This is a genomic window from Paraburkholderia sp. RL17-337-BIB-A (genome assembly GCF_046025895.1).
Taxonomy (GTDB): Bacteria; Pseudomonadota; Gammaproteobacteria; order Burkholderiales; family Burkholderiaceae; genus Paraburkholderia; species Paraburkholderia fungorum_C.
Map to the genome: position 1 here is coordinate 842647 of NZ_JARESY010000001.1, position 25805 is coordinate 868451.

Annotated in this window: 29 protein-coding genes, 3 tRNA genes and 2 pseudogenes; 16 read left to right on the forward strand and 18 right to left on the reverse strand. The window is 60.1% G+C overall.

What is annotated here, in order from left to right:
• Positions 1 to 23 precede the first annotated feature (23 nt).
• Both hemL and P0D84_RS03965 read right to left on the reverse strand, forming a co-directional pair.
• On the reverse strand, positions 24 to 1307 hold the full coding sequence (gene hemL, locus P0D84_RS03960; RefSeq protein ID WP_408332626.1) for a glutamate-1-semialdehyde 2,1-aminomutase: 1284 nt from the start codon (positions 1305 to 1307) through the stop codon (positions 24 to 26).
• Positions 1308 to 1740: 433 nt separating this feature from the next.
• Positions 1741 to 2325, reverse strand: coding sequence for a hypothetical protein (locus tag P0D84_RS03965; RefSeq protein WP_408332628.1), 585 nt, complete (start codon positions 2323 to 2325; stop codon positions 1741 to 1743).
• A 339-nt stretch (positions 2326 to 2664) separates the two neighbouring features.
• On the opposite strand from P0D84_RS03965, the gene P0D84_RS03970 reads away from it, so the two are divergent.
• The 3 genes and pseudogenes from P0D84_RS03970 to P0D84_RS03980 form a co-directional block, all read left to right on the forward strand.
• Positions 2665 to 3885, forward strand: a complete 1221-nt coding sequence (locus tag P0D84_RS03970; protein ID WP_408332630.1) for a Bcr/CflA family multidrug efflux MFS transporter — start codon at positions 2665 to 2667, stop codon at positions 3883 to 3885.
• Between the two features lie 201 nt (positions 3886 to 4086).
• Positions 4087 to 4317, forward strand: a complete 231-nt coding sequence (locus P0D84_RS03975; protein ID WP_408332632.1) for a hypothetical protein — start codon at positions 4087 to 4089, stop codon at positions 4315 to 4317.
• Positions 4318 to 4632: 315 nt separating this feature from the next.
• A pseudogene (locus tag P0D84_RS03980) lies at positions 4633 to 4725 on the forward strand (RidA family protein); the annotation flags it as partial.
• A 43-nt stretch (positions 4726 to 4768) separates the two neighbouring features.
• On the opposite strand, the pseudogene P0D84_RS49170 reads toward P0D84_RS03980, so the two are convergent.
• Positions 4769 to 4924 (reverse strand): annotated as a pseudogene (locus tag P0D84_RS49170) (FapB/FapC family functional amyloid domain-containing protein); the annotation flags it as partial.
• A 190-nt stretch (positions 4925 to 5114) separates the two neighbouring features.
• Here P0D84_RS49170 and P0D84_RS03985 point away from each other — a divergent pair.
• Positions 5115 to 6473 (forward strand): hypothetical protein, encoded by a 1359-nt coding sequence (locus P0D84_RS03985; protein ID WP_408332634.1) that lies wholly within the window; start codon positions 5115 to 5117, stop codon positions 6471 to 6473.
• Between the two features lie 226 nt (positions 6474 to 6699).
• On the forward strand, positions 6700 to 7032 hold the full coding sequence (locus P0D84_RS03990) for a hypothetical protein (protein ID WP_408332636.1): 333 nt from the start codon (positions 6700 to 6702) through the stop codon (positions 7030 to 7032).
• A gap of 110 nt (positions 7033 to 7142) precedes the next feature.
• Here P0D84_RS03990 and P0D84_RS03995 read toward each other — a convergent pair whose 3' ends face one another.
• Positions 7143 to 7592 carry a YdcF family protein gene (locus P0D84_RS03995; RefSeq protein ID WP_408332638.1) on the reverse strand — a complete coding sequence of 150 codons (450 nt, stop codon included), beginning with the start codon at positions 7590 to 7592 and terminating at the stop codon, positions 7143 to 7145.
• A gap of 101 nt (positions 7593 to 7693) precedes the next feature.
• Here P0D84_RS03995 and P0D84_RS04000 point away from each other — a divergent pair, with 101 nt between their 5' ends.
• Positions 7694 to 8017, forward strand: coding sequence for a hypothetical protein (locus P0D84_RS04000; protein WP_408332640.1), 324 nt, complete (start codon positions 7694 to 7696; stop codon positions 8015 to 8017).
• Between the two features lie 155 nt (positions 8018 to 8172).
• On the opposite strand, the gene P0D84_RS04005 is transcribed toward P0D84_RS04000, so the two are convergent.
• From P0D84_RS04005 to rph, 8 genes are all read right to left on the reverse strand, one after another.
• The gene (locus P0D84_RS04005; RefSeq protein ID WP_408332642.1) at positions 8173 to 8766 is read right to left on the reverse strand and encodes a peptidoglycan recognition protein family protein; all 594 of its coding nucleotides are present in this window, start codon (positions 8764 to 8766) and stop codon (positions 8173 to 8175) included.
• Between the two features lie 127 nt (positions 8767 to 8893).
• A complete protein-coding gene (locus P0D84_RS04010; protein ID WP_408332644.1) occupies positions 8894 to 9325 on the reverse strand; it encodes a PAAR domain-containing protein in 432 nt (143 codons plus the stop codon).
• Complete coding sequence (locus tag P0D84_RS04015) at positions 9318 to 9698, reverse strand: PAAR domain-containing protein (RefSeq protein ID WP_408332646.1); 381 nt, start codon at positions 9696 to 9698, stop codon at positions 9318 to 9320. Before P0D84_RS04015 ends, P0D84_RS04010 begins: the two co-directional genes overlap by 8 nt.
• 295 nt (positions 9699 to 9993) lie before the next feature.
• A complete protein-coding gene (locus tag P0D84_RS04020; protein ID WP_408332648.1) occupies positions 9994 to 10173 on the reverse strand; it encodes an AlpA family phage regulatory protein in 180 nt (59 codons plus the stop codon).
• Between the two features lie 238 nt (positions 10174 to 10411).
• Positions 10412 to 10501: transfer RNA gene (locus P0D84_RS04025), tRNA-Ser, on the reverse strand.
• Between the two features lie 55 nt (positions 10502 to 10556).
• Positions 10557 to 11786, reverse strand: a complete 1230-nt coding sequence (gene hemW / locus P0D84_RS04030) for a radical SAM family heme chaperone HemW (RefSeq protein WP_408332650.1) — start codon at positions 11784 to 11786, stop codon at positions 10557 to 10559.
• A complete protein-coding gene (gene rdgB / locus P0D84_RS04035) occupies positions 11783 to 12430 on the reverse strand; it encodes an RdgB/HAM1 family non-canonical purine NTP pyrophosphatase (protein ID WP_408332652.1) in 648 nt (215 codons plus the stop codon). The genes hemW and rdgB overlap by 4 nt, the downstream gene beginning before the upstream one ends.
• Complete coding sequence (gene rph / locus P0D84_RS04040) at positions 12423 to 13163, reverse strand: ribonuclease PH (RefSeq protein WP_408332654.1); 741 nt, start codon at positions 13161 to 13163, stop codon at positions 12423 to 12425. The genes rdgB and rph overlap by 8 nt, the downstream gene beginning before the upstream one ends.
• Before the next feature lie 267 nt (positions 13164 to 13430).
• Here rph and P0D84_RS04045 point away from each other — a divergent pair, with 267 nt between their 5' ends.
• The 5 genes from P0D84_RS04045 to P0D84_RS04065 all read left to right on the forward strand — a co-directional run bounded on the left by P0D84_RS04045 (position 13431) and on the right by P0D84_RS04065 (position 18506).
• Positions 13431 to 14354, forward strand: coding sequence for a YicC/YloC family endoribonuclease (locus P0D84_RS04045; RefSeq protein WP_408332656.1), 924 nt, complete (start codon positions 13431 to 13433; stop codon positions 14352 to 14354).
• Positions 14355 to 14372: 18 nt separating this feature from the next.
• On the forward strand, positions 14373 to 15053 hold the full coding sequence (gmk, locus tag P0D84_RS04050; protein ID WP_323043300.1) for a guanylate kinase: 681 nt from the start codon (positions 14373 to 14375) through the stop codon (positions 15051 to 15053).
• Between the two features lie 141 nt (positions 15054 to 15194).
• The gene (rpoZ, locus tag P0D84_RS04055) at positions 15195 to 15398 is read left to right on the forward strand and encodes a DNA-directed RNA polymerase subunit omega (protein ID WP_006025620.1); all 204 of its coding nucleotides are present in this window, start codon (positions 15195 to 15197) and stop codon (positions 15396 to 15398) included.
• A gap of 124 nt (positions 15399 to 15522) precedes the next feature.
• On the forward strand, positions 15523 to 17880 hold the full coding sequence (locus tag P0D84_RS04060; protein WP_408332659.1) for a RelA/SpoT family protein: 2358 nt from the start codon (positions 15523 to 15525) through the stop codon (positions 17878 to 17880).
• A 137-nt stretch (positions 17881 to 18017) separates the two neighbouring features.
• Complete coding sequence (locus tag P0D84_RS04065) at positions 18018 to 18506, forward strand: phage protein NinX family protein (RefSeq protein WP_408332660.1); 489 nt, start codon at positions 18018 to 18020, stop codon at positions 18504 to 18506.
• Positions 18507 to 18621: 115 nt separating this feature from the next.
• On the opposite strand, the gene P0D84_RS04070 is transcribed toward P0D84_RS04065, so the two are convergent.
• Both P0D84_RS04070 and P0D84_RS04075 read right to left on the reverse strand, forming a co-directional pair.
• Positions 18622 to 18698, reverse strand: a tRNA-Arg gene (locus P0D84_RS04070).
• Positions 18699 to 18785: 87 nt separating this feature from the next.
• Positions 18786 to 18862: transfer RNA gene (locus P0D84_RS04075), tRNA-Arg, on the reverse strand.
• A 120-nt stretch (positions 18863 to 18982) separates the two neighbouring features.
• On the opposite strand from P0D84_RS04075, the gene greB reads away from it, so the two are divergent.
• Positions 18983 to 19552 carry a transcription elongation factor GreB gene (greB, locus tag P0D84_RS04080; RefSeq protein ID WP_408332661.1) on the forward strand — a complete coding sequence of 190 codons (570 nt, stop codon included), beginning with the start codon at positions 18983 to 18985 and terminating at the stop codon, positions 19550 to 19552.
• Positions 19553 to 19756: 204 nt separating this feature from the next.
• On the opposite strand, the gene P0D84_RS04085 is transcribed toward greB, so the two are convergent.
• Both P0D84_RS04085 and P0D84_RS04090 read right to left on the reverse strand, forming a co-directional pair.
• Positions 19757 to 20905 carry a porin gene (locus P0D84_RS04085; protein ID WP_408332663.1) on the reverse strand — a complete coding sequence of 383 codons (1149 nt, stop codon included), beginning with the start codon at positions 20903 to 20905 and terminating at the stop codon, positions 19757 to 19759.
• A 528-nt stretch (positions 20906 to 21433) separates the two neighbouring features.
• On the reverse strand, positions 21434 to 21682 hold the full coding sequence (locus P0D84_RS04090; RefSeq protein ID WP_408332665.1) for a hypothetical protein: 249 nt from the start codon (positions 21680 to 21682) through the stop codon (positions 21434 to 21436).
• Positions 21683 to 21711: 29 nt separating this feature from the next.
• Between P0D84_RS04090 and P0D84_RS04095 the strand changes: the two genes are divergently transcribed.
• The 3 genes from P0D84_RS04095 to P0D84_RS04105 all read left to right on the forward strand — a co-directional run bounded on the left by P0D84_RS04095 (position 21712) and on the right by P0D84_RS04105 (position 23837).
• A complete protein-coding gene (locus P0D84_RS04095) occupies positions 21712 to 21984 on the forward strand; it encodes a hypothetical protein (protein WP_408332667.1) in 273 nt (90 codons plus the stop codon).
• 135 nt (positions 21985 to 22119) lie between these two features.
• Positions 22120 to 22323 carry a cold-shock protein gene (locus P0D84_RS04100; RefSeq protein ID WP_054037310.1) on the forward strand — a complete coding sequence of 68 codons (204 nt, stop codon included), beginning with the start codon at positions 22120 to 22122 and terminating at the stop codon, positions 22321 to 22323.
• 359 nt (positions 22324 to 22682) lie between these two features.
• Entirely contained in the window at positions 22683 to 23837 is a 1155-nt protein-coding gene (locus P0D84_RS04105) for an exonuclease domain-containing protein (RefSeq protein ID WP_408332669.1), read from the forward strand.
• 129 nt (positions 23838 to 23966) lie between these two features.
• Here the strand turns inward: P0D84_RS04105 and P0D84_RS04110 are convergent, their stop codons facing one another.
• Both P0D84_RS04110 and P0D84_RS04115 read right to left on the reverse strand, forming a co-directional pair.
• Entirely contained in the window at positions 23967 to 24563 is a 597-nt protein-coding gene (locus P0D84_RS04110; protein WP_408332671.1) for a chorismate mutase, read from the reverse strand.
• 280 nt (positions 24564 to 24843) lie between these two features.
• The gene (locus P0D84_RS04115) at positions 24844 to 24993 is read right to left on the reverse strand and encodes a hypothetical protein (RefSeq protein ID WP_165614451.1); all 150 of its coding nucleotides are present in this window, start codon (positions 24991 to 24993) and stop codon (positions 24844 to 24846) included.
• Positions 24994 to 25573: 580 nt separating this feature from the next.
• Here P0D84_RS04115 and P0D84_RS04120 point away from each other — a divergent pair.
• A complete protein-coding gene (locus tag P0D84_RS04120; RefSeq protein ID WP_408332673.1) occupies positions 25574 to 25789 on the forward strand; it encodes a hypothetical protein in 216 nt (71 codons plus the stop codon).
• The last annotated feature ends 16 nt before the right edge of the window (positions 25790 to 25805 follow it).

A 25805-nucleotide genomic window follows, 5' to 3' on the forward strand; every position in this document is an offset into this window, starting at 1 on the left:
GCGGGTTCTATGTCTCGCCCGCTTCAGGCCACGAGCGAGGCAAACGCGCCGCGCGCTGCGTCGATCGTCGCGTCGATGATCGTGTCGTCGTGCGCGATCGAAACGAAGCCCGCTTCATATGCGGACGGCGCGAAGTACACGCCCGCGTCGAGCATCTTGTGGAAGAACGCGTTGAAGCGCGGCACGTCGCTCTTCGTGACTTCGGCGAAACTCGTTGGTACCGAATCGGTGAAGTAGAGGCCGAACATGCCGCCGAGCGAGTCGGCGGCAAACGGCACTTTCGCTTCGCGCGCGACCTTCGCGAGACCTTGCGCGAGACGCGTGGTGCGGGCGGTGAGCGTTTCATAGAAGCCCGGCGCCTGAATCAGTTGCAGCGTCTTCAGGCCCGCGGCGACCGCGATCGGATTGCCCGACAGCGTGCCCGCCTGATAGACGCCGCCGAGCGGCGCGAGGTGAGCCATGATGTCGCGCCGGCCGCCGAAGGCCGCCGCCGGCATGCCGCCGCCGATCACTTTGCCCAGACACGTCAGATCCGGCGTGATGCCGTAGACCTCTTGCGCGCCACCCAGGGCGACGCGGAAACCGCACATGACTTCGTCAAAAATCAGTACCGAGCCGTACTCGGTGCACAGGCGCCGCAAGGCTTGCAGGAATTCCGGCGTGGCGCGCACGAGGTTCATGTTGCCCGCCACCGGCTCGACGATCACCGAGGCAATCTCGTTGCCGAACGCCTTGAACGCTTCTTCGAGTTCGGCGACGTTGTTGTACTCAAGGACGGTAGTGTGTTTGGCGATGTCGACCGGCACGCCCGCCGAAGTCGGATTGCCGAAGGTGAGCAGGCCCGAACCGGCTTTGACCAGCAGGCTGTCCGCGTGGCCGTGATAGCAGCCTTCGAACTTGACGATGCGGCTGCGGTTCGTGAAGCCGCGCGCGAGACGCAGCGCGCTCATGGTCGCTTCGGTGCCGCTCGAGACCATGCGGACCTGTTCGATCGACGGCACCAGTTTGCAGATTTCCTCGGCGATTTCCACTTCGGATTCGGTCGGGGCGCCGAATGAGAAGCCGTTGGCGAGCACGCGTTGGACCGCTTCCAGAACTTCCGGGTGGACGTGGCCGAGGATCATCGGGCCCCACGAGCCGATGTAGTCGGTATAGCGTTGGCCGTCCGCGTCCCAGAAGTAGGGGCCTTGTGCGCGCTCGATGAAGCGCGGTGTGCCGCCGACCGAGCGGAAGGCGCGGACCGGCGAGTTCACGCCGCCAGGGATGGTGCGCTGCGCGCGGTCGAAGAGGGTTTGGTTTTTGGACATGGTGATGGCTGGAATTTGGGTTGCGCAGTGGCGCGCGGGGCCTGGAGGTGGGCGGCGCGGCGCTGGGGTGAGTGCAGAAATTGTACCGGAGTCGGGGGGAAGGGGTTTTGTGTTGCCCCATGCTGGGGCGGGGTGCTGGTTTTTTGGACCTTCTTGATTTCCTGGGGGGCTCTTTGGCCTTTCCTTGAATTGTTAGTGGTCTATTAGCGTTGCCCCTGTGCGGGGCGGCACTTACTTTCTTTGCCGCCGCAAAGAAAGATAAGCAAAGAAAGCGGCTCACACCGCCAGCCCATAAGCGGGGCCCCCGCGCAGTCGCGGTAGTGGCACATCTGGAATCTGTGTTCTCGCACATTCGGCGTGAGTGACACAGCCGTCATACTTCCAGCGGCGCTGCGCGCGCTGCAGCGGTACTTCATCAACCCCGCGCTGGTGCTTAGACCTTGTGGGTGCGTTTTGCTGTCGCAGGCTTCGTTTCCGTCCTCGTGTGGCCTTCTGCCGCGCTTTTCTCCGCCGCCGCCTTGTGAGCCGTTACCTTGCTGGAGCGCGTGGGGCCCTTCGAGGTGTCGAGTTTCGGTGGTTTACGCTTGCCTGTGAGTTCGGCCCAGCGGTTTTCGAGTGCGCCTTCCGCAATCGGCTTGATCACGGTGCCCGAGCTCTGTGCGTCCCACGTCTGTACCGAAAATGGATGCGTACGCAACATCTCGCGTGGTATCACGACGCCCTCGTGTGCGTCGACCAACCAGTCGTACACGAAGTCGATGCACAATCGATAGCCGCGTTTTGTCGCCGGGTCGGGGACTTCGTACGGCGCGCGTGTCACGTAGCCCGAGCCGAAAATGCCTTTCGGTTCCTGTGCGACACGGTGCAGAAAGACGCGATCGCCCGGCAAGATGCTGCGGGCAAATCCGCTGCCCCACACGTCAGCCACCGCTATGCCCGCGGCGACGCGCTTCGCCACGTCGGGCAACTCGGGCCACGGCCATTTCTTGGGGCTCCAGATCAACAGGAAGGCAGTCATGACGAGGTCGGGACAGAACAGTGTGAAAAAGCGCGCGGTACCATGCGAGATACGCAAGACGACGCGCAAGACGATGCAGGCGTAGCGTAGACACAAGACGCGCGGACAGATTTACCCACGACAGATTTGTATCAGGCCACGCGAACGCCAGAAGCGTTCTGGCCGCAGCTTAACCGATCGACGGCGTGCGTGTCCCGGCGCGTGGATGAGCCGCCAGGCCCGGTCCGCGCGCGGCGCATGATTTAACCGTCGCGTACAATTGGGGCCGTCAGGTTGCTGCTTTTCCCGTTTCACCGCGTTTCGCTGCCAATGACGGCGCGGCGCTTCATCTGGATTCCCATGTCTCACGTCACCAGACGCCGGCCCGATGGCCGGCTGATTCTGTTGCTCGGTGCGCTTGCCGCATGCGGGCCGATTTCCATCGATATGTATCTGCCAAGCCTGCCGACTATCGCGCAGGCATTCGCCATCAGCACCGGCGCCGCGCAAACCACGCTGACCAGCTTCATGTTCGGCTTTTCGATCGGCATGCTGCTCTATGGTCCGCTGTCGGATACCTATGGCCGCCGGCCCGTGCTGCTCGGCGGCATCATCATGTATGCGCTGGCCAGCGTGGCATGTGCGCTGTCGTTTTCGATCGGCTCGCTGGTGACTTTCCGCTTCGTGCAGGCGCTCGGCGCGGGTGCGGCCTCGGTGCTGGCGCGCGCGATCGCCCGCGACGCGCACGGGCCGACCGATGCCGCACGGGTGCTGTCGATGCTCGCCATCGTCACGTCGATCGGGCCGTTGCTCGCGCCGCTGATCGGCGGGCAGTTGCTGTTGCTCGGCGGCTGGCGTGTCGTCTTTATCGTGCTGACGCTATTCGGTGTGGTGTGCGCGGTGACCGCGTTCCTCAAGGTGCCGGAAACGTGGCCGCCAGAAAAGCGTGCGCACTCGGCGCTGCTGAAATCATTCGGCGCCTATGGCAAGTTGCTGCGCGATCCGGTCGCGTGGGGGCATATGTTGTGCGGCGGCATGGCGTTCGCCTCAATGTTCGCGTACATCACCGCGACGCCGTTCGTGTACATCGAATATTTCCATGTATCGGCGCAGCACTACGGCTTTTTGTTCGCGCTGAATATCGTCGGCATCATGTTCGGCAACTTCATGAATACGCGCCTCGTCGGCCGGCTCGGGTCGCTGCCGATCATCTCTTTTGCCGCGACCGTGAGTGGCATCGCGTCCCTGTTCGTCTGTCTTGTCTCGCTGACCGGGTGGGGTGGGCTGTGGTCGATTGTCTTCGGTCTGTTCTTCGTGGTCGGCGTCGTCGGGCTGTTGTCCGCTAACTGCACCACCGATCTGATGCATCGCTATCCACTGAATGCCGGCGCTGCGGCCGCCGTGTTCGGCGCCGTGCAGTTGGCGCTCGGTGCGTTGTCGAGTCTCGCCGTCGGACTTTGGCAGGATGGCTCGCCCAAGGGCATGGGCGTCGTTGTGGGTGTCGCGGGCGTGCTGTGTTACGTCGGCCGGATGCTGGTTGTCAGATGGCACGGAATGAAGGCGCCGGTCGCTGCCGTTTGAGTCTGCGTGTCGCTGGATGGGCTGGGAGAGTCCATCGCTCAAGGCGGATCAGTGTTCCTTCGCCGAAACGTGCGGCAAGCTCGCTTCGGCGTGCCGCGCTAAACCGCGCGTCTACGGAAAACACCAGGTGTTGCGCGCGCGCGACCGTGTGTTGCAATTTGCATTGCTATGATGGCGTCACTGTTCCTCGGAGCGGCAATCATGGCGATCAGAGATTTGATGAACGGCGAGCGGCAACATGCTGCCTTCGCGGAAGCGCAGAAGCTGGCTGACAGCGGCGCTTATCACGATTACACAGACATCGAATACGTCTTGCGCTTTGATTACGGTTTGTCTGATGTATCGGCGCTGCTCGACGGCCAGCTGATGCATCGCGACCTCAATCGCCGTTGCGCCGATGCGCGTGAGAAGCTGGACGCGCTTAGCGTGTGAGGCGATGGGCGTATTGGCGTTAGTGACAGGCCTATTGCGATTGGCGCGTGGCTGAGCCGGTCGAGCGCTTGCTTGCAGAATCGCGTGAGGCACGTGAAGATCTTGAGGCGGCTGAGGCGACTGAGGCGCCGCACGGAGCGTTCGCGACGGTTGCCTGTTGCGCGATGTCTTCATTGTTATCGCCAAAGACCTGCGCGCGAGCGAACTGCGTGCGAGTGAGTCGCCTCGAGTGTCATGCGCATAATCACGCCCCGCGAAAGCACCATGCCCTTTGAAGTCGTATTCATGGCTGACACCCAGCGCGTTCCGCATCTGGCGGGCGACGCCCGGCCGGCGCGGGCTGTCGTGCCGGTTCCACATCTGCATTACCGGTTGAAGGTTGAGGTAGAGGCGACCGCGCTGATTTAAGTCGTGGCCATGGTGTCGAGGTATCGCCCGAGTGAACCACGAGCCCGTTGAACTGGGCATTGCCTACGCCGGACGCGATATTCACGCCGGTATTGCCGCTTGTGCCTCTCAGCGCATGTGCTCCTACGGCGCCGCACGCGCCAGCTTGCGCGCTGCCGCCGACGTCCTGCAGATCGGACAACTGGGCCGAGCCGAACATCGCGTTTATCACCTCCCGCGGCCGCTAAAATAACCGCCGACGTCAACAGTCACGATTGAGCGTCGTGAGCTTGCATCGATATAAGCACCACCTCGTCATAGAGCGTTACTGTTGAAATGGACTGACGCCTCCTACTGGAGCCGTGTTCTGCGAAGCCGAATTTGACCTTTCACATAGATAGGAATCGCGAATGAAAGTCCAGCAAATCAACACGCAACCGACCGACCCTGGCTATGCCGGCGTTGCACAAAACGACGGGCAGGGTGCGCAGTCACAGGTATCGCCCGCAAAATTCGATACATCAAGTACCGGTGACACACCGTACCGCAACTCAGCCGATGTGAGCTCCGTGCCGGACCCCGCGCTAACTCCCCCTGCCCAAGGTGCGCCCGGCACCTGGGTTGAGCAGAAATCGCCCCAAATGGTGACGCGCTGGCAGCGGGACGAGCAAGGCAAACCAGTCCTTAAAGAAGTCAATCCGACACAGAATCGCGATGGCTCAACAAACAACATTGCGACTGAGTTCAAGCTCGACGCCAGCGGAAACCCCGTCCTCATTGGTGCTCATGTTGACCCGCGTCCTCCGCGCGACACCAGCCAGGATCGGACAGCGGGAGATGTCTTCCTGAGCGGCGTCAAGGATGGGGCCACTCACCCTGGACAATTCTTCGGCGAGCTTGCAGACAAGGCCACGGGGGATAAATCGGGCACCAACAAAAAGAGGGGCGACGAAGCCGACAAGATACTTGCCCAGTTGCCTGTCGTCAGCACGGCGCTAACCATAACGGGTGGGCTTGCCGGGGAACCCAATCAGGATGGGAGCCCACAACTTCCGACCCCGGACGTTCAGCCGGATGTGCCGGAAAGTACGTTCGGCGGACATCCGGCGGGTATGCCGTTTGGGGGCGAGCCTGAAGCGAAACCCGGGGCCCATGATGGTGCGGCCGGTCCGTCAAATGAGGCACAAACGGGTAAGCCTCCTGCTCAAGAAGCGGGAACGAATGCTCTGGCCACGACAGGTGCGCAATTCGATGTACCCGCGCAATATGCCCGCAAACCGAGCGGCGACCTGCACGCTGATCCGGGCACTCAAGGTGTGCTCAGGGACGACAAGGGCCAAGCTTATATCGACATGTCCGGCAAGACCTACCCGGTCAGATACGACAAGGACAATGGCACGTGGCGCGTGTACAACCCCGATGATCCGGCGAAGTTTCAATATCCCGTCCGACAGGATGAGCATGGCGACTGGCAGGTGCACGACGACGTCGGTCTCAAGGGCGGGGGGAATGCAACCAATGTCCCGCCGGATCTTCAGGCACGACGAACGCAGCTGGAAAATCAGCGACAGCAATTACAGCATGACCAGCACGAGCTGGAAGAACAGATACGTCAGTTTCCAGGCCCCCAGCATGCGGGCCGCTCAGGCATGGAACTGGCCTATCTGGACAATATGTTGCGGGGCCGTCTCGCTGACGTGAACAATCGGCTGCAGAACGTGAATCAGGAGTTGCAGCAGTTGCTGCAGCAGATACAACAGTTCCACTAGTTGCAATTGTGGCCGCTATAGAGAGCGGGCCGTAAGCCACTCAGGCTGAACGGTGCTGGCGGTTGGGCCGGTGTCTAACCGTTGGGGATTCGGATGGAAATCGTGCAGTTGAGGCACGGGAGCCCTGTTAATGGGCTTCCCGGCAATTGAATCTGAGCGATTGACGGAGGCGAAAGAGCCTCACCGCGTCCCGCTATCGGCTCCCGCGCTCGCACTCGTCAAGGCATTGAAGGAACAGAAGCTGCACGAGACGCTTGTATTTCCTTCGCCGCGCGCGAAGGATGTCAGTGACATGGTGCTCACGTCTTTCCTGCGCCACGTCCAAGCTAAAGGCGACACGCCCAGACGCGTGGCAACAGCGCATGGCTTCCGCTCAAGTTTTCGCGATTGGGCCAGCGAACAAGGTTATGCGCGCGATCTCGCCGGCGGGCGCTCGCGCATGCAGTGGCGAATAAGGTTGAAGCGGCCTATCACCGCACCGACCTGCTGGAACAGCGCCGCCCGATGCTGGAAGCTTGGGCAAAGCATGCTTGCAGCAACTGAGCCAATCGTGCCGTGAGTCTGCTGATAGCAACGCCGATCCTCACGAAGCCAACAGGCTAGCAACTCCGATCACATGCTGCATATTCAGTGGCAACCCAGCCACAACCGAGCATTGTCAGACCGATGCTAAAGCGGGCGAATGCCGTACCAGATTAAGGCCGGCACTTCACGCGCAATCGAATAGATGTCACGCACCTCCCAGAAAACGGGATACGTACCACTAACTTCACGAACGCCAAAGCGCTTAAGCGCGAACATCGCCCTCGGAAGATGAAAATACTGCGTCACTACCAACGTACTCGACAAGCCGCGATCCCGCATGAAGGCACTCGCGTCACGCGCGGTAGACCAAGTGTCGTTTCCCGAACGATCAAGCACGATGCTGTCGGATGGAACGCCACGAAGCACAAGATAGGCGCGCATTGCGAGCGCTTCGTCTGTACCAGATGCATCAACACCACCGCTGACAAAAACGAGTTTGCATTGCCGTTGCTCATAGCACTGATAGGCTCTATCCAGCCTTGCCGCCAACCGTGGCGACAGACTACCATCGGCATGTACCGTATTTCCCAGCACAACGGCTACATCCGCTGGACGCGGTCGAGAAACAGGCCGACTGAAGCCAGCACGCCCCCCGAAAATAACCATAAGTAAGCAATTATCTTCAAAAGGCGCAAATGAAAATCCTCACTGGCATCTGTTCCGTTATCGTTCTCGCGTGGCTGTTCGTTACTACCAGCGTACCCCGTGCCCCAGTCGTCCAGCCGTGTACGCAAGAGTGGTTTTCATACCTCGACAGCCATTACTTCGATATCTCAGATGGGGAAGGGCACGGACCTGACTTGGGCAACAGTGAATGGTTTAACGCATTTGAGGAAAGAGCCAAGCTGCCGGTGACAAATCGTCTTCCAAAACAGAAACGCTGCCGACTAGTTCAGGGCCAGCTTGAGCGCCATACTTACATCATCAACGAACAGCTTGGCTGGACAATCTCACTTTGAAGGTGCTGCAAGTCCAAATTTCGCGCGCATTTCTTCGACCACCAGCGTACCGTACTTACCTGGACAGGCCCGCCCCTCGTTCCCTGGCGCTAGAAGCTGATATTCGCGATGCCCGCCTAACGCCGTGATATTGAAGAATTCCTTCAACGTTGCTATTAAGGCCGACAGGGCATCAATCTGTGCCTTTGTTGGCATCGCGTGGTCAAAGGCCACAGCATCTTTCGCGATATCCGTCGCCAAAGTGATTTCCTGCTGTACTCTTGTTGCCAAGCTTCGCCGGCTTCGGCCAGATTCTCAAGCAGGACGATACCAAGCTTGCCAGTGTTGTCGCCTTTCACGTGAGAACCGGTGAAACGAATGTCGCGGGCTTCGATTACCTCACCGGGGCATGAAACGGCATAGTGATAACCAACGTCATCAAACGATTGAACGCCCATGTCATAGGATTGAACCTTCTTCATTTGTTCGATCGCGCTGTGCTCGTCCACTGCACACGAATAACTATGCCCTGCGTGGTGAACTGCAATATCGCGATAATCCCAGTGTGATGGCGTTAGTGCGTTCTTTGGTGGCGTTGCGCCCCATGACGATCTTTCTAGTAATGCGTAGCCCTTCTGCTTCAATTGCGTGATAACGGCCTGTCGCGTTGCCGACCGATCATCAACCTTGATTGATACAGCATCATCCTTGCTGCTACCAACCATCGTACAAGCCGATGTCCAATGCTTAATGTTGTAATCTGTTGCCACGACTAATTTCCTTGACGAGGTTTCAGGACGCGCTTCGGCGACGAAAAGATGACATGGATGATGAAAGGTTGCTCGCCGTTGGTCTCGATCTTCGCGTAGCCCTGCCCGTCCGTCTTTCCGGGTTGTCTTACGCCTCCGATATTGGCAATAAAATCCCGATTGGACACTGGCTCACAAGTAACACTGTCCAATACCAAGCACCAGCGGGTATGCTTCGCCTCATCTGCGGCCTGTGATGGGGATGCTGCGGCGGTAACGCTGCTCGTACCCGCCGAACCGTCAGAGATGGTGAGAAAAATACCGGATCGCTGCCGACGATTACCCTGTTCTTCTTGCACGGGCACAGCACCAGATCGCCTTCGACAACAACGTCCCGTCCTTTTTCCGACATGCCCTTGCCCGTGCCAAATATCTTGAACGTTCCTTTGCAGTTTTCACATGTCGCCTCATCACCGCTCAGTGCGACCTTCTTGCCATCGTCGTGAATGGTGGACGAATACGCTATAACAAAGCCACGCGTCGTTGTCGGGTCGCCATGCCGTACCGCCGCCTTACGCATGGATGTTTCCTCCGTCCGTGGCGATGTTCGGGGGCAGCGTATAAGCCGGATCAAACAGGCCGGGAATCCGTTCACCGTCGCGAACCGTGATACCCCATCCGTCCTGTAACGTCTCCGTGATCGTGTCGCCGTTGCTCAAACAGGAACCAACCAGCGCAAGCGGCTTATCCTCCCAGGTAGCGGCAAACCCCGCGCCATCAATGATGGTGGCCTCGCTGCCGTCGCCATAGGTGACGATATCGCCGACACGCGCTAGCGCCATCCCTTGATACTCCGCCTTGGTCGTTACCCGGCTGACTCGCCCGCCGCGCTCAGTACGCGAATCCAGGGTAACGAAAAGGTAGGTGGTTTCATTGCTTTGCTGTTCCGGCATGTTTAAGTCTCCTATATGAACGAATGCCACACCTGAAACGAGTGCGTCTTGCAAGACTAACCATCTCGCCCAGATGCTTTGTCAAAAATCGTCAAGTGCCAGCGCATGTCAATGAGTCGCGCTGATTGTCCGGCCATGCTTCAAGCAAAAACCGACCCTTGCGAGGTCGGTTTTCATGTCGGTCTTTCCCGGCTGTCAAATGGTGTGGCGATGCGCCGCGACACGTACCCGCCGCTTTTTTTGGGCGGAAGATTCAACCAGTGAGGTTATTCACGCGCCGCTGTCTGCGTCGGTGTCACGCGTATGTCGCTCGCGCACGGCGCGCGTCATCGTGTCGTCCGGCGGCGCTGCCGATAGCGACCGGCTTCGGGAATTCGCCGCGCGCGATGCGCTCATACAGCGCGCTACGCTGGAGACCCGTAATCGCGAAAACGCGCGAGCGGAGAATCAGAACGGGGATGGTTAGATCGGCCATGACTCACCTTGTGAGGAACGGTGCGCGCCGGTATGACACGGCATGGCGGTATTAGATTGGCGCAATCGGGCCGTGAATAGCGGGGTGAGTTCAGTGTAGCGAACGCGCGACGGGGAGCAAGCGGCAAGAGAAATCGCCGGGATAGCCGTGAAACTTTGCCCGATGATGGGCTGTTTGATGGACCAGAAAAGACAAAACCCCGTAAGTCATTGAACTTGCGGGGTTTTGTGTGGAGCTCTGGCGGAGGCGGTGAGATTCGAACTCACGGAAGGATCACTCCTTCGCCGGTTTTCAAGACCGGTGCCTTAAACCACTCGGCCACACCTCCAAGCCCTAAATTGTAACCTGAAAAATCCTCGTTGCGGCGCTCCGTGAGGTCGCAATCACTGCGGATCTTTCAAAAACAGTTCCTGCAGATCGTTCAGGAAGGCTTGGCCAAGCGGCGTCGGCGCGATCTTTTCGTGGTCGCGTGTAATCAGCTTGCGCCGTTCCGCCTCCTGCAAAGCCGGCTCGATCGAGGTCATCGACATCCCCGTACGCTCGATAAACCGATGCACCGGAAACCCTTCCACCAACCGCAGCGCGTTCAGCATGAACTCGAACGGCAGATCGCGCGGCCCGACTTCGTGCTCTTCCTGCACCGCCGTGCCGCCCTTAGCCTGCTCGATGAAGGTGGCCGGATGCTTGTAGCGCGCCTGACGCAGCACGCGGTTCGGAAACGACAGCTTGGTGTGCGCACCTGCGCCGATGCCGAGATAGTCGCCAAAGCGCCAATAATTCAGATTGTGCTTGCTCTGCCGATGCGGCTGCGCATACGCGGACACTTCGTAGCGTCCATAGCCGGCAGCCGTTGTGCGTTCGTGAATCCAGTCCTGCATGTCGGCGGATGCATCGTCGTCGGGGAGCGTGGGCGGGAATTTCGCAAACAGCGTGTTCGGTTCGAGCGTCAAGTGATACAGCGACAAATGCGGCGGCGCGAACGACAACGCCGTCTCCACATCCGCCTGACATTGCGCGAGCGTCTGCTGCGGCAGTGCGAACATCAGATCGAGATTGAAGTTATCGAAGGTGGTTGCGGCCACTTCGATCGCATGACGTGCTTGCGTGGAATCGTGAATCCGGCCGAGCGCCTTCAGATGCGCTTCATTGAAACTCTGGATCCCGACCGACAGGCGATTCACGCCGCTCGCGCGAAACTGCGCGAACTTCGCGGCTTCGAAGGTACCCGGGTTGGCTTCGAGCGTGATTTCCGCATCGGCGTCGAGCGGCAGCAGCGCGCGCACGTCGGACAGCATCCGATCGAGCCCAGCCGCCGACAGCAAGCTGGGCGTGCCGCCGCCGATGAACACCGTATGCACCTGACGCCCCCACACGAGCGGCAGCGCCATCTCGAGGTCGGCGCGCAAAGCGTCGAGATACTCGGTTTCCGGGAACGTGTCGCCTTTCCACTCATGCGAGTTGAAATCGCAGTACGGGCATTTGCGCACGCACCACGGAAAGTGCACATACAGGGCCAACGGCGGCAACGAGGTCAGGCGAATGCTGCCTGGCGACGTGAATGCCTTGATGACGCCGTTGCCGATATCGGCGGGCGCTGGTTTGATCGGAATCACGCTTCCTCCGTCAAACGCGCGAGCAGTTGGCGCAAGGCAATCGCGCGATGGCTGCTGGCGTTCTTTACCGCCGGTTCGAGTTCCGCGGCGCTCGCATTCAGCGACGGCAGGAAGAAGTACGGGTCATAGCCGAAACCATGCTCGCCGCGCGGTGCATCCAGCATTTCGCCGTGCCAGCGGCCTTCGGCGATCAGCGGTTCGGGATCGTCCGCATGACGCACGAGCGCCAGCACGCAGTAGTAATACGCGCGACGATCGGTCTCACCTTGCAAGGCTGCAACGAGCTGCGCGTTGTTAGCCGCGTCGCTCTTTTCACCGCCCGCGAGCTGCGCGTAACGCGCCGAATAAACGCCCGGTGCACCGCGTAGCGCGCGCACGCATAAGCCGGAATCGTCGGCGAGCGCGGGCAGGCCGGTGAGTCTCGCCGCATGACGTGCCTTGGTCAGCGCGTTTTCGACGAAAGTCGGATACGGCTCTTCCGCTTCCGGCACGTTCAATTCGCCTTGCGGAATCAGGTCGATGCCGGCCGCGCCGAGCAGCGCCGCGAACTCGCGCAGCTTGCCCGCGTTGTTCGACGCCAGCACGACTTTCTTCAACGGCGAGTCAGACGCAACCGCGCCGTTGCCTTGACGAACTTCACTCACTCTTTTGCTCCAGCGCTTCTTTCTGCTTCGCGATCAGCGTGTTGATGCCGTCGCTCGCCAGATCGAGCAGCGCATTCATTTCGTCGCGCGAGAAAGGCACGCCTTCGGCCGTGCCCTGAATTTCGACGAAGCCGCCCGCGCCCGTCATCACCACATTCATGTCGGTGTCGCATTGCGAATCTTCGTCGTAGTCGAGATCCAGCACCGGCAGACCGTCGTACACGCCGACTGAAATCGCCGCGACATAGTCGCTGATCGGCGAGCTTTCGATGCGCCCCGTAGCCAGCAGCCTGGCCACCGCGTCATGGGCGGCGACGAATGCGCCGGTGATGCTGGCCGTGCGCGTGCCGCCGTCGGCCTGGATCACGTCGCAATCGATATGCAGCGTGCGCGCGCCGAGCTTCTCGAGATCGAACACCGAGCGCAGTGCGCGGCCGATCAGACGCTGGATTTCCTGGGTGCGGCCGGTTTGCTTGCCACGCGCGGCTTCACGATCGCTGCGGGTGTGCGTGGCGCGCGGCAGCATGCCGTATTCGGCGGTTAGCCAGCCCTGGCCACGGTCGCGCAGGAACGACGGCACGCTTTCGGCGATGCTCGCCGTGCAGATGACCTTGGTGTCGCCGAATTCGACCAGCACCGAGCCCTCCGCATGCTTCGTGTAGTGGCGCGTGATGCGCACGTCGCGCAGCTGATTGGCCTGGCGGCCGCTGGGGCGTTGGGTGTTGTTGGTCATGTTGGATCGATCTGGAAGAAAGGCAGGAGGGAAACCTCAATTTTACCGCTGATCGCGGCGCGCAAGCGGCAGCCGGTCCCTGGGACGCCTGCCCGCATGTGCCGGGGCTCTGCGCGAGGTTGCGCTTTACGCGTGCTGACCTCGTTGGAAGCGGTCTCGCCGGTAAAAATGGGATAATGTGGGTTGCCCGCCCCGCGTCTCGTACACGCCGGGCGATTCGACTCTCCGGCCATCGTCGAACGCATGGCCACAATCGCGAGAAACACGATGATCTACAGTATGACTGGCTATGCGAGCGCCACGCGCGAACTCGTCGCGGCCTCGGGCACAGGTGGCGTGAGCGTATCGGTTGAACTGCGCACCGTGAACTCGCGCTTTCTCGATCTGAACTTCCGCATGCCGGAAGACGTGCGCGTCTCTGAACCGACGTTGCGCGAAATGCTGATGAACAAGCTCTCGCGCGGCAAGGTCGACATCCGTATCAATCTGCAGCGCAGCGAGCAGTCGGCCAACGCGGGCTCGGTCAATCGCGACGCGCTGACGCAACTGGCGTTGCTCGAGCGCACGGTGTTGTCGACGTTTCCGGAAGCAGGGCGCCTGCGTACCGGCGAAATTCTGCGCTGGCCGGGCGTGCTGGCCGAAACCGGCGTGGCGCCGGAAGTGCTGCGCGATGCGGTGCTCGCATGCGGCAAGCAGGCAATTACCGATCTGATCGACGTGCGTGCCCGCGAAGGCGCGCAACTGGCGACGATGCTGCTCGCCAACGTCACCGAAATGGAAGCGATCGTCACGAAGATCACGCCGCTGGTGCCGGAACTGATCGCGAAGCACCAGCAGAAGATTGTCGAACGTCTGCAGGAAGCGCTCGGTATCGCCGCGCCCGATACCGCGGCCACGATTGTCTCGCGCGAGGAAATCAACGAACGGATTCGCCAGGAAGTGACGATGTACGGCATCCGCATCGATATTGCCGAAGAACTGTCGCGTCTCACGGCTCACCTGAACGAAACGCGTCACGTGATCGAGAAGGGCGGCAAGGTCGGCAAGCGCCTGGACTTCATGATGCAGGAACTGAATCGCGAAGCGAACACGCTCGGGTCGAAGGCGGCTGCGAAGGAACTGGCGGATTCGTCGATGACCCTGAAGTTGCTCATCGAGCAGATGCGCGAGCAAGTACAAAATCTGGAATAAGGCTGGAGCAACACGAACATGACCGACCACACACGCGAACATAGCGCACCGCGCAATCCTTACGCCGGGGCTTACCCTGGCAATCTGTTCATGGTTGTCGCGCCATCGGGCGCGGGCAAGTCGACGCTCGTGAACGCGCTGCTCGCCGGCGACGACGCGATCCGTCTGTCGATTTCGTACACGACGCGCCCGCCGCGTCCGAAGGAGCAGGACGGCGAGCACTATCACTTCACGACCGTCGACGATTTCCTGACGCGTCACGCGGAAGGTGAGTTTCTGGAAAGCGCGGAAGTGCACGGCAACTACTACGCCACTTCGCGCGTGTGGATCGAAGAGCAGATGAAAAGCGGGCATGACGTGCTGCTCGAAATCGATTGGCAAGGCGCGCAACAGGTGAAGAAACAGTTTCACAACGCCGTTGAAATTTTCATCTTGCCGCCGTCGCTCGATGCGCTCGAAGAGCGTCTGAAAAAGCGCGGCCAGGACGAACCGAACGTGATCACGCGGCGTCTCCTCGCAGCCGGTAGCGAGATGGCGCATGCGGCCGAAGCGGAATATGTCGTGATCAACGAGAACTTCGATCGCGCGCTCGGCGAACTGCAGTGCCTCGTGGCGGCGACGCGTTCGCGCTTCGCCTCGCAATACGCGCGCCACACGCAGCTTTTCGTGCAGCTCGGCATCCACCTGCCACACGCGTGAGCGCGGCGGTGTGCCGAGCACATAAGGTAGAATAAGCAACATCAATTAACGCCCCCAGACCTGTCGCTTCGCGCCAGGCCCCCCGAGGGGGACAAGAAAACTTGGGGCGGCCCAGCGTTTTCTTGCAAGAAGGAACCCAACATGGCCCGCATTACCGTCGAAGACTGCCTCAAACAGATCCCGAACCGTTTCGAACTCGCGCTTGCCGCGACCTATCGCGCGCGTCAGCTCGCGCAAGGTCACACGCCGAAGATCGAAAGCCGCGACAAGCCCACGGTCGTCGCATTGCGTGAAATCGCGGCTGGCCAGGTTGGCGTCGAAATGCTGAAGAAGGTGCCGGTTTAAGGCGCACTGTTCCGATTTCGCGTTTTTGCGTTTTGATTTACCCGCATTTGCCACACCTGGCTGCCACATGTAGTCGCATCAACGTGCAGACCGGCGTCCAACCCTAACCGCTACGGAGGCGAAAATGAGTACTACCCCGCCCACCGCCACGGAAGTGGAACACGACGCCGACTCGCCCTCGTCTGCACGGAAGTACATCGACGCGGTCCTCGAACAGTCGTTTCGCCATCTGTTCGGGCCGACCGCCACGCCGGAGCAACCGCGCCGGCATGACGTCGTTTCGATCGCCAAGCTGACGTCCGCCTTGTCCGGCTATTTGCAGCCGGAAGAGATCAAGGACATCAAGGCGGCGTTCCATTTCAGCGACGAAGCCCACCTCGGCCAGTATCGCCAGAGCGGCGAACCGTACATCACGCATCCTGTCGCCGTCGCGGAAATCTGCGCTGGCTGGAATCTCGACGCCCAGTCGATCATGGCGGCGCTGCTGCATGACGTGATGGAAGACCAGGGCGTGACCAAGGCCGAACTCGCCGAGCGATTCGGCGCGAAGGTCGCGGAACTGGTCGACGGCTTGTCGAAACTGGACAAGATGGAGTTTCGCAATCGCGAAGAGGCGCAGGCGGAAAACTTCCGCAAGATGCTGCTCGCAATGGCGCGCGACGTCCGCGTGATTCTGGTGAAGCTCGCCGACCGCTTGCACAACATGCGCACGCTGGGTGCGGTGCCGCATGAAAAGCGCCGCCGCGTGGCGCGCGAAACGCTGGACATCTACGCGCCGATCGCCCATCGGCTTGGCCTGAACAATACCTATCGCGAGCTGCAGGACCTGAGCTTCGCGAACTTCAATCCGCATCGGTACGCCACGCTCGAGAAAGCCGTCAAGGCCGCGCGTGGCAACCGGCGCGAAGTGGTCGGCAAGATTCTCGAGTCGGTGCAGCGCGCGATTGCCGACGCGAAGCTCGACGCCGAAGTCACCGGCCGCGAAAAGACCATCTTCAGCATCTACAAGAAGATGCGCGACAAGCAGTTGTCGTTCTCGCAGGTGCTCGACGTGTACGGCTTCCGCGTGGTGGTCGAAAGTGCGTTGGAGTGCTACACCTGCATCGGCGCGCTGCATGCGCTCTACAAGCCGGTGCCGGGCAAGTTCAAGGATTACATCGCGATCCCGAAGGTGAACGGCTATCAGTCGCTGCATACCACCCTGGTCGGCCCGTTCGGCGCGCCGATCGAGTTCCAGGTGCGCACGCGCAAGATGCACGAAATCGCCGAAGCGGGCGTCGCCGCGCACTGGCTGTACAAGAACGGCGGCGCGGACCTGAACGACGTGCAGAAGCGCGCGCATCAATGGCTCAAGTCGCTGCTCGACATTCAGAGCGAAGCGGGCGATTCGAGCGAATTCCTCGAACACGTCAAGATCGATCTGTTCCCGGATGCGGTCTACGTGTTCACGCCGAAGTCGAAGATCATGGCGCTGCCGCGCGGCGCCACCGCGCTCGACTTCGCGTATTCGATCCACAGCGACCTGGGTAACCAGTGCGTCGCGGTGAAGATCAATAATGAACTGCTGCCGCTGCGTACCGAGCTGAAGAGCGGCGATATCGTCGAAGTGATCACCGCGCCGTATTCGAAGCCGAATCCGGCGTGGCTAGGCTTTGTGCGCACGGGCAAGGCGCGTTCGGCGATCCGCCATTATCTGAAGACCATGCGGCTGAACGAGTCCGTGCAGCTCGGCGAGCGGCTGGTCGATCAGGCGCTGAAGGGCTATGGTCTGGCGCTCTCGGATGTCACGCCGGAAGCGTGGGAAAAGCTCGTGCAGTGGACGGGCAACAAGAACCGTCAGGAAATCTTCGCGGATATCGGCCTCGGCCGGCGCGTTGCGGCGGTCATGGCCAAGCGCATCGAAGTGCTGATGAGCGGCCGCGATGCCGACGACGACGGCTCGCGCTCCGACGGTAGTCATCCGCATGCGCCGCCGGTTGTCATTACCGGTACCGAAGGCATGTCGGTGCAACTGTCCGCTTGCTGTCGACCGATTCCGGGCGACGACATCATGGGCTACATCGGCATCGGCCTTGGCATGGCCATTCACACCACGGATTGCCGCGTCGCGCAGCGGATCCACCGCCGCGACCCGGGCCGCTGGATCGACGTGGCATGGGCGCCGCAGCCGGGCCGCCTGTTCGACGTCGCCATAAAGGTGCTGGTGAAGAACACCAAGGGTGTTTTCGCCCGCGTGGCGGCCGACATCACGTCGGCGGATGCCAACATCGTCCACATCGCGATGGACGAAGACCTGTCGCAGGAATCCACCGTGCTGCGCTTCGTCATCCAGGTCAGCGATCGCGTCCATCTCGCCAACGTGATGCGTCGCGTGCGGACCAATCCGGACGTGATGCGTATTGCGCGCGAGCGGCCGAGCGAGGAAGGGCATCACCGTCATGACGGCGGGATGCGGATCGACCGCGAGCGGGCGGATTACTGATCTGACGGCTGGCTGAGGCTGCTCGACGACGTGGGCGTCAGGGCGGCGCGGGCGGCTTCGGGCTTCGGGTGGCCTTCGTTCGAATCTGAACGCACCGCTCGCCAGCGAGTCTCACCGGAACTTCAGGGAGAACGCTTATGAACGTAGCTGAGCTCACCGGCATGGCGCTCGACTATTGGGTCGCCCGCAGCCTGCACGACTTCGTGCGCGAAATCCACTTTACCGACGGCGGCGAAACCGTCTCGATCCGCGGCATCGACCGTGGCCGTCCATGGGATGGCCGTTTTACGCCGTCCACGTCATGGGAAGCAGCCGCGGCGGTGCTGGAGCGCGCGCAGCGGCTGGAAGTGCGAGAGCGAACTGACCATGGCGCGGCACATTGCATCGCGGAATTCGAGGGCGGCCATCGAACCGTGGAAGGGCGGGGCGACTCGTTGCGCGTCGCGCTGTTGCGGGCGTTTGTCGAAAGCCGCTTCGGTGATCGCGTGGACGATGTGTTGCGCGAGGCGCAGGCCGTCACTGGAGCGAGTGCGGAACCGATCGGCGAGGAATTGGCGGGAGGTTCATTCGAGGATGTGCCCCGTCCCGACGGGCAGATCGGTGATATCCAGTCGGCACCGCGCTAGTTGCTGTGACCCTGCCAAGGCCTTCTGGCTTGGTGGGATTTGTCCTGACGGGCGCGCTGAAGCAAAACGGTCACGCAAAAACAAAGGGCCTTCCGATCGGAAGGCCCTTCATAGATGGTGCGGCTGGCAGGATTCGAACCCACGACCCCTTGGTTCGTAGCCAAGTACTCTATCCAACTGAGCTACAGCCGCACGCTAAACAGGTGACACTTGCAGTGATGCTGCGATGAAACTGGGGGTAAAACATAGGGCCTCCCCGGAGGGAGGCCCTCGAATAAGTGGTGCGGCTGGCAGGATTCGAACCCACGACCCCTTGGTTCGTAGCCAAGTACTCTATCCAACTGAGCTACAGCCGCACGCAGAAACGAGATTATAGCAAAGGTTTTCAAAAAGGGAAGCATGTAACTGCGATTTGTCTCATTGCCCTGATCGTGTACCCTTGATAGGCAGTCGCTTGCTGCAGTTAACGGACCATCATGAACAAGGCCTTTGTCAAAGAGTCGAGCGAAGAGAATGACGACGATCTCGACGTCGCCCAGCCCGAAATCCCCCCGGGTACAAAAAACTACATCACGCCCGCCGGCTATCGGCGTATGCGCGATGAGCTGCTGCATCTGATCGATGTCGATCGGCCCGAGGTCGTCAAACTGGTGTCATGGGCGGCCTCGAACGGTGACCGCTCGGAAAACGGTGACTACATCTATGGTAAGCGCCGTCTGCGAGAAATCGACCGGCGAATTCGCTTTCTGACCAAGCGCCTCGACATCGCCGAAGTGGTCGACAGCAGCAAGCAGGAAAACGTCGATCAGGTGTTTTTCGGTGCGACCGTGGAATACGCGACGGCAGACGGCGAGGTGCATACCTTGACCATTGTCGGTGTCGATGAGGTCGACCTGGATGTCGGCCACGTGAGTTGGATCTCACCGATCGCGCGGGCGCTACTCAAGGCGAAAATCGACGATACGGTGACGTTGTACACACCGGCGGGCCCGCAGCCGATCGAAATCCTGGACGTCAAGTATCCGCCGCCTGATACCGGCGGCTAGGCGAATGTACGAGCCTGGTGTATGAGTCGAGCGAGGGTGCGCGGCTCAGGCTGTGGCAGTTTCAAGGCAATCGCCGGCGATTGGTTCCCATTCGGGGTCTGACGTCGGCCTATCTCGTTCTCTCTTGCAAAGCGTGCCTTCGGCGCGGCATAAAAAAAGGCGCCGCGGACGGCGCCTTCGATACTGCAGGTATTGCCAATCGCTTTAGAAGCGGTGACGCAGCCCTGCGGTCACGGCGACTTGCTTGTTGTTGCCCGAAGCGCCCAGCCCGTTGATGTCGGCGTCCACGATGGCGCCTTCATTGACTTGCTGGTACTCGCCTTGCAGGTACACGTCCGTGCGCTTGGACAGCGCGTACGCCGTTTGCAAGTTGAACTGGTTCCAGTGCGGACGCGTGCCGCCGAGGCTTGCGCGCGTGTACGTGTACGAACCGGCGATGCTCACCGCTGGCGTCAGCGCGTAGCGAGCGTTAGCTTCGAAGTTCTGGAAGTGCGCGCTGTCGCCGCCAAAGCCGCCGATGCCCGCCGTTTGACCCGACGCACCTGCGCCAATACCGGCCAGGCCGCCCAGGTTCGTCTGCGAGTACACGAGGCCGACAGTAGCCGGGCCGAACGCATAGTTAGCACCTGCCCCCCACGTTTGCTGGCGGCCAGCAAAGAACGTGTTGTCGCTCGACACTGCGCCGCCCGAATTGAACGCCGCAGCCGCACCAGTTGCGCCGTTGCTGTTCAGTTGCAAGTAGGCTGCTGCGATGTTCAGGCCGCCCCAGTTATACGATGCGCCCGCGCTGTAAGCCCGGTTGTTGGCGAAGCCGTCAGCCTGATTCGAGAAGCCGTACAGGGCGCCGAACTTGAAGCCGCCATAGTTCGCGCTTTGATACTTGACCGAGTTGTTGATGCGGAACGAGTTGTTCAGGTTGTCGTTGTCAAACGGGTGCGCGAACTGCGTGCCGCCGTATTGAGTGCCGGTGAGTGCCAGCGGACCCACGTAGTCGACCATGCTGTCATATTGGCGGCCAAGGGTTACGGCGCCGAACTGGTCGCTCGTCAGGCCGACGAACGCTTGACGGCCGAATTCGCGGCCACCTTGTTTCAGTGTGCCGTCATTAATGCCAAAGCCGTTCTCCAACACGAAGATCGCCCTGAGACCGCCACCCAGGTCTTCAGAACCGCGCAAGCCCCAGCGGCTGCCGTTCACCGAACCGCTCGTTTCTTGCCAGTTGCTGTGGCCGTGCTGGTTATTCGTATAGGTGATGCCGGCGTCGATCAAGCCATACAGCGTGACGCTGCTCTGGGCATGCGCTGCCGTTGCAAAAACGCCCGTGAGGGCCACGACCATGAGAGTCTTTTTCATCTTTGTAACTCCGAGAGCGAGAGTGGGCATTTAACCCAGGCTTAAGGAGACCTTCACGCGGGCGCTGCGAGAGGCTAAATCCGCATGACGAGCGCGTTGTACTCCAAACGCGCCGGTTTCCGATTAAGCAGAGTGTAGATAGACGCTTGCGAAGCGAGCATTCCGATTCGCGCAATAAAGTATTACTGGATATGAAACGATGGACGAATACCGCTTAAGCCTTGCTGATAAAGGCTTGCAGCGGTATTAGGGGAGAGTGGAAGCAGAATCAACTGAAACGCGTTGTTCATTTGCTACATTAATCGATGCAAAAAAACAACGTATAAATCGTAGAAGTGATTGTTGTTGCGATAGAAATAGATGGTTGTTGATTATGCGAATAATCGATATCGACTAAACCGCTATACTAAAACCTCTGCTTTCCGAAGCAGACTTTTTCGTTGACGAAAAAGATCTCCAAACCTTTGTCGGCGCGACTTTCCAGTCGCGCTTTTTTTTGCCTGTCAACTGTGGATTTGCGGACGTTGCTCAGTGCACGGGCGCGGTACCGTCCACTTCGTTCCAATCAGTCGCCAGCGAGGCGCTCCAGTCTTCCATCACATAGCGACGGGCGTCCATGGGCGCCGAGAGCAGATTTTGCCAATGGTCCCCATGCCACATCGGATCGAATTCGAAGACCGAAGGTGACGCAGCGGCCGGCCCGGATTGAGCGGGAACCGTTTTTACGTGCGATTGGGTGAGCCAGGCGATGAAGCGGCCCAATTCATTGAACAGCATGGCAATCTCCTGATGCGCATTTATTCCTTGTGACCGCTTTCCATCATCCTGTGCGGAGTGCGGCGCAGCAACTCGGACAAACACTTAACAAAAATATCTTTTACATGTTCCCACGACATGCTGAAATTTTTCCCGATTTTTCGCATATCGAGTCGGGGATGGGTGGTTTTGACGCGAGAGATTATTCAATTTTCACTGAATATTCGGATATGATTTTCGATCCATTTGGCATTGTCTTATCGCGCAGCCTGCTATGGGCAGATGAAAATTCGCTTGACGTTGATTCTGCGTTGCCCGTGTAACGGCAATGCTGAATTTCAATCGTCAAATATGATAGTGCAAGGCCTTCAGAAACGCTCGATCGTAGATGAAGCGGTGTTGAAATATGGCGTGAGGGCAAGGCCCGATTTTGATTAATCCTCGAGGGAGACTGGAATATGGAAACTGGTATCGTCAAATGGTTCAACGATGCTAAGGGCTTTGGCTTCATTACATCGGATTCGGGTGGCGAAGACCTGTTCGCGCACTTTTCGGAGATCCGCACCGAAGGCTTCAAGTCACTAAAAGAAAGCCAACGCGTTTCTTTCGAGGTCAAGGCGGGCCCGAAGGGCAAGCAGGCGGCAAACATTCAGCCGCTCTAAGTCGCGTCGCGCTGCTCCGTTGCGGGTGCATCGCCGGGCAGCCTGCTCCAAAAAGCCGTCGCTAGATGCGAGGGCTTTTTTTACGATCGTTTATCATCACTACCGTGCTGAAGCTATTAACTACCCCGTCCGAATTAATCTGCGAAGGGTGGAAGATAAAAAAGTGTTGTTCGAAATTGAAAGATCAACGTCATAAAATATAATAATCTCCCCCGCGGTTTTACGAACGGTTCATGGGGCGTGCAGGACTGCAGTCTTTGCACCGCGCAGTGCCCAAGGCAAAACAACGCTGGCCGGGTGCGCGGCGGCTAACTGGTGCATACTTGCCGCAAAGCCACGCGTCCAAAGTATTCCTTTCCATGTCTGAACAGCTTCTGCCGGAACCGGCCCTGGATGTGCCGATCGTCTTCGTCGACCTTGAAACCACCGGCGGCTCGACCAGTGAGCATCGCATCACCGAAGTCGGCGTAGTTGAAATAGGACAGGCCGGCGTGTCGCGCTGGAGCAGCCTGGTCGATCCTCAGCAACCGATTCCGTCCTTCATTCAGCAACTCACCGGCATCACGAATGCGATGGTGCGAGGCGCGCCGACTTTCGACGCCATTGCGCCGGCCTTGTACCAGCGCCTGAACGGCAAACTGTTTGTGGCGCACAACGCCAGTTTCGATCGCGGCTTTTTGCGCGGGGAGTTTCGCCGGGCCGGGTTCGCGTTCGATCCGGATGTGCTGTGCACTGTGCGCCTGTCGCGCGCGTTGTTTCCGGCGGAAAAGCGCCATGGGCTCGATGCGTTGGTGGAGCGTCATGGTCTCGTCCCGTCCGATCGCCACCGCGCGCTCGCCGACGCCGATCTGATCTGGCAGTTCTGGCAACGACTGCACGGCGGTCTCGTGCCACTGGATGTTTTGCAGACCCAAATCGAGCGCACCACCCGGCGCTACCGGCTTGCCGGCGACATCACTGAAGATCTGCTGGATACCGCGCCGCCGGGATGCGGCGTCTATGTGTTCTATGGCGAAGGCGATCTGCCGCTATACGTCGGGCGAAGCGTACGTGTGCGTCAGCGGTTGCGTTCGCATTTGACGGGTGAGCGGCGCTCGTCGAAGGATATGCGGCTCGCGCAGCAAGTGCGGCGTGTCGAGTGGCGGGCGACGGGCGGCGAACTGGGCGCCATGCTCGCGGAGGCGCAGTGGATCGCGACGTTGCGGCCTGGTCATAACCGGCTGCCGCGCGTCACGAAGAGCGATCCGGTCGATGCGCCCTGGCCGTTCGAAGGTCCGATCGTATTCGAAGAGCGTGAGGATGCATCGCATGCGCGCGCTTTTCATGTTGTCGACCGGTGGCGCTACGTCGGACATGCCCCTTCACTCGCGCAGGCGGCGGCGCTCCATGCGTCGAGCGTGGTGGGGCCGTTCGAGCTGTCGACCTATCGTCTTCTGCAGAGCCATCTGGCGCGCGGTTTGCGTGTGATGCCACTGAGCGTCTCGAGTGGCACGCCTGTGCCGAGTCTGGCTTGACACGGCTTTTGCGGACTGTCCCGTTGCTCAGAGCGAATTCAAGCTCCGCCTGAGAGCGGCGGACCAGCGGCGCCTCACGGCGCCGCGTTCGCCCCATACCGAACGCTCACAGCTCAACCGCTCAACCGCTCAACCGGTCGCGCCAACTCCACCTGCTTCGCACACATGGCCGAGAGCTCGCGTCAACGCGCTCGAATGGGCCGAGTCGTAGCGCGTCAGCAATTTCCAGTTGGCCAGTGATTGCGCGACGCGCGACGGACAATCCTGCGCGGCGCGCAGCGGTTGCACACGCGCGAGGCCGGCCACGAGTGATTGCGTCAACCGGTCCAACTGTGGCCTCGTGCTGGCGGCCAGGTCGGGTGCGGGACCTTCGGGCGGCCGGGTGCTGCGCCAGCTGGCAAACAGCGCGTTTTGCACGTCCTTGCTGGCGTCGATCTGATCCTGGAAGAAGGCACGTGCAAACGCCGGATCGACATTTGCGGCTACAGCGCGTTTTTCGACATCGGCGAGCAACGCGTTCTCGCGTGGCGTATCCGTAATCGCCTGATGGTTGGCCCACTTCCAGCGCGCAACGGGCTCCGCGAGGGCGAGGCGCTGCGAAGCCAGCGCTATCAGACTGGTAAGCGCGGTGTCGTCGCCATCCGCAGCGGCGGGGGCGGGCGCGAGCACAAGCGCGGTGAACAACGCGAGCGCACTTGACGCTGCAAAGCGATACGAGCGATTCATCGAGAGCAGGAGTGGCCGATCAGCCGCGGGAGAAAAACCAGAAGAATAGACGATGTGCAAAGCGGGCGGGCGCGTGGAGCGATCGAAAACAAAATACCCAGGCTATTGACACCGCCCGTTAAAGGCGCGCGCAATCGACCGCCGGGCAATGCCCGGCGCCGCGGTCAAATAACCCCGGCTCGCGTTACGAACGGCACGCAAAACGATCGTTGAGGCGCGTGCGAATCTGCGCCGCGCGCCAGACGCGCGGACGCCGATGATGCATCGCGCCATTGCACACTTACTTCGAGTCGCACGACTTGCGTTGTTCGTCGAAAAATGCGCGAACGTGTTCGGGCAGTTCAGCACCCAGAAACTCGACGCCAGCGGGTTCCGGATCCGGGCTAAAAACCTTGTCCGGGGTCGGAATCTTCGTTGGTTTGGCATCCATGATCATTCTCCTTTACAAACCGATTATCTGCCTCGGTCCCCGTTTTGCACCAGAGTCTGATGCGGCTCACAGGTGGTGTGTTGCTTTAACGGTACAGGCCCCCATGGGACCAACATGTTTGAATAGAATTTATCGGTTGACTGCACGCGGCTGTGTTCGCCGCTGCCAATCAAAACAGTCCGATATCCTCCGCTGTTCCTTCTCAGCCTTGCCCCGCGCCTCTTCGGCGCATTATCTCTGTCGCGTCACAGCAGCATCGGTTCATATGTGTTGATATGAACAAATCACCGCGATTTTTGTGCGCCGCCGCATCGGAGTATTTTCTCTGAGTTAGGCCGAACGTTCGTTAATTACCGAGCGCTTCAGTGCCTTGATTCAGCCCCCGAATTATTTGTAAACGAACGATTGCGCGAATTCGTTGACGAGCGGGAATACTTTTTGAAGTATTTTTCGCAAATAAAAAGGCGCCGTGTTCCGGACGAAACGCAGCGCTCTCCGCCGACGATTTTTACGCGTTCGGCGCTGGAATTCTCACTGGCGAGGAATAGGCCGTGGGTTTGTCGGCGACTGCGACTTGTCCATGAATCCGCGCCTGATGACTGTCGGCGAGCATGTAGTACGGGAACGGACGGGCAGGTTCCGAGACCACTTCGAGCCGCGCGACCCATTCCGGCGCGAGCATGAAATCGAGCGAGCCGAGCGACTGCTGCAACTGTTCCGGGCGAGCCGCGCCCAGATGCCGTTCAAGCTGCGCGCGCTGATCGATTTCCTGAGGGAGAAGCGCGGCGTCCGGTAAACCTCACGCGCGGCTT